Origin of the sequence: Propionivibrio sp., assembly GCF_017995515.1 — a bacterium.
GTDB lineage: Bacteria > Pseudomonadota > Gammaproteobacteria > Burkholderiales > Rhodocyclaceae > Propionivibrio.
Window position 1 is genome coordinate 1 of sequence record NZ_JAGOIT010000150.1, and the last position, 5,845, is coordinate 5,845.

The 5,845-nt window shown below is 60.1% G+C and carries 6 protein-coding genes and 1 pseudogene; all 7 read right to left on the bottom strand.

Annotation, left to right across the window (positions count from 1 at the left end; all coding sequences use genetic code 11):
- Window positions 1–210: 210 nt before the first annotated feature.
- A complete protein-coding gene (gene asd / locus KBA32_RS16170; RefSeq protein WP_294361189.1) occupies window positions 211–1,338 on the bottom strand; it encodes an aspartate-semialdehyde dehydrogenase in 1,128 nt (375 codons plus the stop codon).
- Between the two features lie 36 nt (window positions 1,339–1,374).
- Window positions 1,375–2,439 (bottom strand): 3-isopropylmalate dehydrogenase, encoded by a 1,065-nt coding sequence (leuB, locus tag KBA32_RS16175; RefSeq protein ID WP_294361199.1) that lies wholly within the window; start codon window positions 2,437–2,439, stop codon window positions 1,375–1,377.
- Between the two features lie 68 nt (window positions 2,440–2,507).
- Entirely contained in the window at window positions 2,508–2,636 is a 129-nt protein-coding gene (locus KBA32_RS16180; RefSeq protein WP_294361191.1) for an entericidin A/B family lipoprotein, read from the bottom strand.
- Between the two features lie 158 nt (window positions 2,637–2,794).
- Window positions 2,795–3,631, bottom strand: a complete 837-nt coding sequence (locus KBA32_RS16185; protein ID WP_294361193.1) for a M48 family metallopeptidase — start codon at window positions 3,629–3,631, stop codon at window positions 2,795–2,797.
- Window positions 3,621–4,826: an MFS transporter gene (locus tag KBA32_RS16190; protein WP_294361195.1), complete on the bottom strand. Its 1,206-nt coding sequence runs from the start codon at window positions 4,824–4,826 to the stop codon at window positions 3,621–3,623. The genes KBA32_RS16185 and KBA32_RS16190 overlap by 11 nt, the downstream gene beginning before the upstream one ends.
- Before the next feature lie 92 nt (window positions 4,827–4,918).
- On the bottom strand, window positions 4,919–5,170 hold the full coding sequence (locus KBA32_RS16195; protein WP_294361197.1) for a DUF465 domain-containing protein: 252 nt from the start codon (window positions 5,168–5,170) through the stop codon (window positions 4,919–4,921).
- 280 nt (window positions 5,171–5,450) lie between these two features.
- Window positions 5,451–5,633, bottom strand: a pseudogene (locus KBA32_RS16200) (transposase); the annotation flags it as partial.
- Window positions 5,634–5,845 lie beyond the last annotated feature (212 nt).

The window sequence follows — 5,845 nt, forward strand, 5'->3', positions numbered from 1 at the left end:
GCCGCCCAAGCCGATCCTGAATCTGGATTGAGCACCTTCTTCGCCTAGATACACACCCATTTTTGCAACTTCGCCCAAAGCCTTGCGCCATGCAGCTTCCCGACAGGTGTGTTACTTGGCGGTGTCAGAGTCGGGCAAGAGTGCGCCCATGCTGGGCGCACAAAAAAACCGGGGCACACGCCCCGGTTCCTCTTTGACGTACAGCGACGCTTAGTCGAGCAGAATCCGCAGCATCCGGCGCAGCGGTTCGGCGGCGCCCCACAGCAGTTGGTCGCCGACGGTGAAGGCGCCGAGGAACTCCGGCCCCATCGCCAGTTTGTGCAAGCGGCCGACGGGAACCGTCAAGGTGCCGGTAACGGCTGCCGGGGTCAGTTCGCGTTCGCTGATTTCGCGCTCGTTCGGCACGACCTTCGCCCATTGATTGCCCTTGGCGATGATGTCGCTGATCTCGTCGAGCGGCACATCCTTCTTCAGCTTGATCGTCAGACCTTGCGAATGGCAGCGCATCGCGCCGATGCGCACGCACAGGCCGTCAATCGGGATGCTGCCCGGCGTGCGGAACGCGGGACGGCCGAGGATCTTGTTACATTCAGCGCCGCCCTTCCACTCTTCCTTCGACTGACCGCCTTCGACCGGGACGTCGATCCACGGAATCAGGCTGCCGGCCAGTGCGGTGTTGCGGAAGTTCTTGGTCGGGAAGCTCGACGCGCGCATCGTCTCGGCAACCTTGCGGTCGATGTCGAGAATCGCCGATGCCGGGTCAGCCAGATCGGCCTTGACCGCGTCGTGCAGCGCGCCCATCTGCGCCAGCAGTTCGCGCATGTTCTGCGCACCGGCGCCCGACGCAGCCTGGTAGGTCATGGCCGAAACCCACTCGACCAGATCGTTCTTGAACAAGCCGCCGAGGCCCATGAGCATCAGGGAAACCGTGCAGTTGCCGCCGATCCAGTTCTTGCCACCCTTGGCGCGCGCGTCCTGGATGACGTTCAGGTTGACCGGGTCGAGGATGATGACCGCGTCCTTGTCCATGCGCAACGTGGAGGCCGCGTCGATCCAGTGTCCCGTCCAGCCGGCCGCGCGCAGTTTGGGGAACACTTCCTTCGTGTAGTCGCCGCCCTGACACGTGATGACGATGTCCATTTGCTTAAGCACATCGATCGATTTGGCGTCCTGCAACAGTCCGCCGTCTTTGCCGCCCAACGTCGGCGCTTTACCGCCAACCGCCGAAGTCGAGAAGTAAACGGGTTCGATGTGAGCAAAGTCACCTTCTTCCACCATGCGCTGCATGAGGACCGAGCCCACCATGCCGCGCCAGCCAACCAGACCAACCTTCTTCATTTCACTGACCTCTGAACAAAAAACTGATTTCCGGATTTACAACGCGGCGATGACTGCGTCGCCCATTTCGCGGGTGCCGACCTTCTTCGTACCCGGCTCGAAGATGTCGCCCGTGCGATAACCCTGCGCGAGCACCTTCTTCACCGCATTCTCAATGCGCAAGGCGACTTCTTCCTTAGCGAATGTGTAACGCATCATCATCGCGACGGAGAGGATCGTCGCCAGCGGATTGGCGACGCCCTTGCCGGCGATATCCGGGGCCGAACCGTGGCACGGCTCATACATACCCTTGTTGTTCTCGTCGAGCGAGGCCGAGGGCAGCATGCCGATCGAGCCGGTCAGCATCGAAGCTTCGTCGGAGAGGATGTCGCCGAACATGTTGCCGGTGACCATCACGTCGAACTGCTTCGGCGCCTTGACGAGTTGCATCGCGGCGTTGTCGACCAGCATGTGCGAGAGCTCGACGTCCGGGTACTCGGGCGCCAGTTCGTTCATCACGTCGCGCCAGAGTTGCGTCGTTTCGAGCACGTTCATCTTGTCAACCGAACACACCTTCTTGTCGCGCTTGCGTGCAGCCTCGAAGGCGACACGGCCAATCCGGCGAATCTCGCTCTCGGTGTAGTGCATGGTGTTGAGGCCAAAGCGCTGCATCTTGCCGTCGACTTCGCGCATCTCGATGCCGCGCGGCTGGCCGAAGTAGATGTCGCCGGTCAGTTCGCGCACGATCAGGATGTCGAGGCCGGCGACGACTTCAGGTTTCAGCGTCGAGGCGTTGGCGAGTTCCGGGTAGAGAATGGCCGGGCGCAGGTTGGCGAACAGACCGAGTTGCTTGCGGATACCGAGCAGACCGCGTTCCGGGCGCTGTTCGCGCGGCAGCACGTCCCACTTCGGACCGCCGACGGCGCCGAGCAGCACTGCGTCCGCGGCTTGCGCAAGTTTCTGGGTCGCTTCCGGGAACGGGCTCCCCGTGGCGTCAACTGCGCAACCGCCGAGCAGCGCTTCTTCAATCTCGAACTTGAGATCGAGCGATTTCAACACGCGTACGGCTTCAGCCATGATTTCCAGACCAATGCCGTCACCCGGCAGCACACAAATCTTCATTGTCATCCTCTCCGGCATTCCTGCCAGTGTTGTTGAACGCAGTGCAAAAAAACTGAAATCCTCGAAACCTACTTGGCGGCCCTGCCGATCGCCTCCCCGCCTTTTTCGATATCCTTGCCGATGCCCGATATGGTGTTGCAAGCGGCGAGCGAAGCAATCGACAAAACGACGCACAGAGCAAATGCCAACTTGTTCATAACGCAACTCCTGTTTGTGATTTTCAGGCCGCCTGAAAACCGGCGACCCATACGAAAATGTGATCTGAACCGCAGACGTCCTCGACGTCACGCCAAAAACGGGGTCTCGATTATCGCATGGCACGCCGGCACTGTCAGCCGCGCCAAAGCGAGCGAAATCAACGGTTTCGGCGGGCCGCCACGTACAACGGCTGCACGCGTTCGGCGTACACCTTCAGGTCGGCGATACGCGACTGGTGCGAGGGATGCGTCGACAGCCATTGCGGCGGCTGCCCGCCGGACGCGCGCCCCATCTTTGCCCAAAGCGTTATCGCGGCGTGCGGGTCATAGCCGGCGCGCGCCGCCAGCTCAACCCCCATGCGATCCGCCTCCTGTTCCATCCCTCGCGAATTCGGTCGCATGAACGCCAGTTCGCCCACGGCTCCGAGAACACTCTGCCCGACATCAGCATCGATGCCGTAGTAGGCGCCGACCGCGCCACCGATCGCTGCAGCGATGCCGACCCCTGTCGCCTGCCCGACCTTCTCGCGCCCATGCTCGCGCAACGCATGCGCAATCTCGTGACCCATCACAGCGGCAAGCTCATCGTCGGTGATATTCAGCTTGTAGATGAGTCCCGTATAGACCGCGATCTTGCCGCCCGGCATGCACCAGGCATTGAGTTCATCCGAGGTGATGACGTTCGACTCCCAGCGCCAGCCTGGAGCATCGGAGCGGAAGACCGAAGTCACAGGAATCAGGCGCGCCGCGATGCCGCGCACGCGCGCCACATCCGACGGGTTGCGATTCAAGGTCCGCTTTGCACGTGCCTCGCCGATCGTTTCCTGATAGGCCTTGGCAGCCTGGCTGTTGATCTCCGCCGACGAGACGAGCATGGTTTGCTGACGATCGACACCGACAGCGCCACCGCTGGTCGTATTCGTCGTCTGGCAGCCGACGACCAGAAACAGTGCGGCACCGAGTACCAGGCCGGATTGAGCAATTCTACGATTCATCATTCCCTCGACCATCTTGAGTTGTATCGACAGCATTCATAGCCTTGGGTTCGTCCGCGTCGCCCATTTTCACCCACTTGACCACGAACACGAGCCCGATCAGCGCAAACAGCGAACTCAGCGTGAACGCCATCGCTCCGCCGAGATGATCCCAAGACCAGCCGCTCACCAGCCCGCCAATCAGCCCGCCCGCGCCAAACGCCACGCTCGAGTACAAAGCCTGGCCGCGCGCCCGTGCGCTCCCGTGGAACCAGTGATTGGTCGCTGCGATGGACGCCGCATGGAAGGCGCCGAACGTCAGGCTGTGCAGCGTCTGCGCAAAGATCTGCACCGGCAGGTTCGCACACCAGCCGATGAGCAGAAAACGTCCAACGGCGACGGCAAAACTGGCGATCAGGATGCGGCGCAGGCTGTAGCGGCGCATCACGCTCGACATGAAGAAGAACATCGCGATCTCGGCAACGACGCCGAGTGAAAATAATCCGCCGACGACCGACTTGCTGTAGCCGAGGCCGGCAATGTAGATCGAGTAAAAGATGTTCATCGCGCCATGCGCCGCCTGCATGCACAAACCAGCTGCCAGCAAGGCACGCACACCCGGTTGCGCCAGGATGTCCGCCAGCGGTGACGATGCCTGATGCGACTGATGCATAGGCGCGTCCGGCACGGCCATCGAGCTTGCGACAATCGCCACGAGCGACGCCACCGTAAACCAGAGCAAGGCGTCCATCGGCAGGAAATCGAGCAAGTAACCGCAGGCAAACACCGCCACGATGAAGCCCACCGAGCCCCAAAGCCGGACTCGGCTGTAACGCGCGGCGTTCTCGCGCAGGTGGTCAAAGGTCAGCGTTTCAACCAGCGGAAGCGAAGCCGACCAGAAGAAGGCGAGAATCGCCATCGCCGCCATGTAGCCGCCAAAGCGCTCGATCCAGAAGAATGCGGAAAACGCGACCAGCGTACCGAAGGAGGTCAGCCGGATGACGAACAGCCGCTTGCCCAGGCGATCAGCCAGCGTGCCCCAAAGGTAGGGGCCGAACAGCCGCATCAACTGCATCTGCGACATGAACAGACCGATCTCCCAGGCCGAAAAGGATAGCGACTGGAGATAGAGCCCGAAATACGGTACGAATACGCCGAGAAAGGCGAAGTACGAGAAGTAGTAGGCGGACAGCCGCCAGTAGGGAAAACGATGCATCCGGCAATTCTACCGGACGCATCGTTCAGTGATCGGTATTGGAATGTCGGGGAATTCGTCTGCGACGCAGCGATGGAACTTCGGGAAACGGATCAGTGGCTGCTCGTGTGCGCAACCAGCATCTTGTACATCGAATCCTTGAGCTTCACGCGCTTCTTCTTCATGTCCTCAATCGTGAAGTCATCGACCGGAACATCTTCTTCTTCCAGGTGCTCGACCTGGTTGGTCAGGGCGTGGTATTCATCAAACATTTCGCTGAAGTGACTGTCCGAGTTCCTCAACACTTGCATTACATCCAGAAATTCGGGGAACTCGTGGTGAAGCTCATGGTGCTCGACTTGCATGATCGTGCCCTCCCTCTGTTCCTGGCGACCCGCCCGGGCGCCAGCATGGTTGAAAAAAACAACGAAACTGAAAGCCTGTGCGACTACTCTAGCACCACAAATCGAAACTGTTTAGCAGGTTGTCCAAAAACTTCGCGACACCTTCGGTTGTTCATTGCTGACGATGCTCAAATTTCTACGACCAGCCCTTTGCGGTACCTTGAAACCGGGTTTCAGCCGGTTTTCTGGACTTTATGGGTTCTGCTGCCCGCCTTTCGGCGGTCGGCAGACGGATTTCTCCCTATGTCGCAGACAATCGCCAGCCGAACAGCGTCGCCATCCGGGTCAGGTTGTAACAAGCAAAGGTGAAGACGGTTTGTGCCTTCACCTTTGCCAAGCCAATGAACCGAGTTTTGCGCAGACCGCCGATGGTCTTGCTCCACCCAAAATTTGGTTCATCGCGCCTTACTGGGGAACGCAGCCTTGATCTTCAGAAAGAAATAAGCTGGGGGTAAGGCGGCGGAGGTAGGGAGTTGGTAGATTGATTGTCGCCAAACAGATCAACCCAGATTGTCCATTAGCCGGTAGGGCTGCCATAAAGGACAGTCGGCGTCGAAGCATTTGCCCATAGCGCGACGAACCAGGCGCGTTTTCGTCGAGGAACGGAGAGCATGAGGCGGTTCTGTCCGGCGTCCT

Bases quoted from the DNA above. Each gene is read 5' to 3' on its own strand.
- asd (WP_294361189.1), bottom strand. From the start codon at position 1,338: ATGAAGAAGGTTGGTCTGGTTGGCTGGCGCGGCATGGTGGGCTCGGTC.
- leuB (WP_294361199.1), bottom strand. From the start codon at position 2,439: ATGAAGATTTGTGTGCTGCCGGGTGACGGCATTGGTCTGGAAATCATG.
- KBA32_RS16180 (WP_294361191.1), bottom strand. From the start codon at position 2,636: ATGAACAAGTTGGCATTTGCTCTGTGCGTCGTTTTGTCGATTGCTTCG.
- KBA32_RS16185 (WP_294361193.1), bottom strand. From the start codon at position 3,631: ATGAATCGTAGAATTGCTCAATCCGGCCTGGTACTCGGTGCCGCACTG.
- KBA32_RS16190 (WP_294361195.1), bottom strand. From the start codon at position 4,826: ATGCATCGTTTTCCCTACTGGCGGCTGTCCGCCTACTACTTCTCGTAC.
- KBA32_RS16195 (WP_294361197.1), bottom strand. From the start codon at position 5,170: ATGCAAGTCGAGCACCATGAGCTTCACCACGAGTTCCCCGAATTTCTG.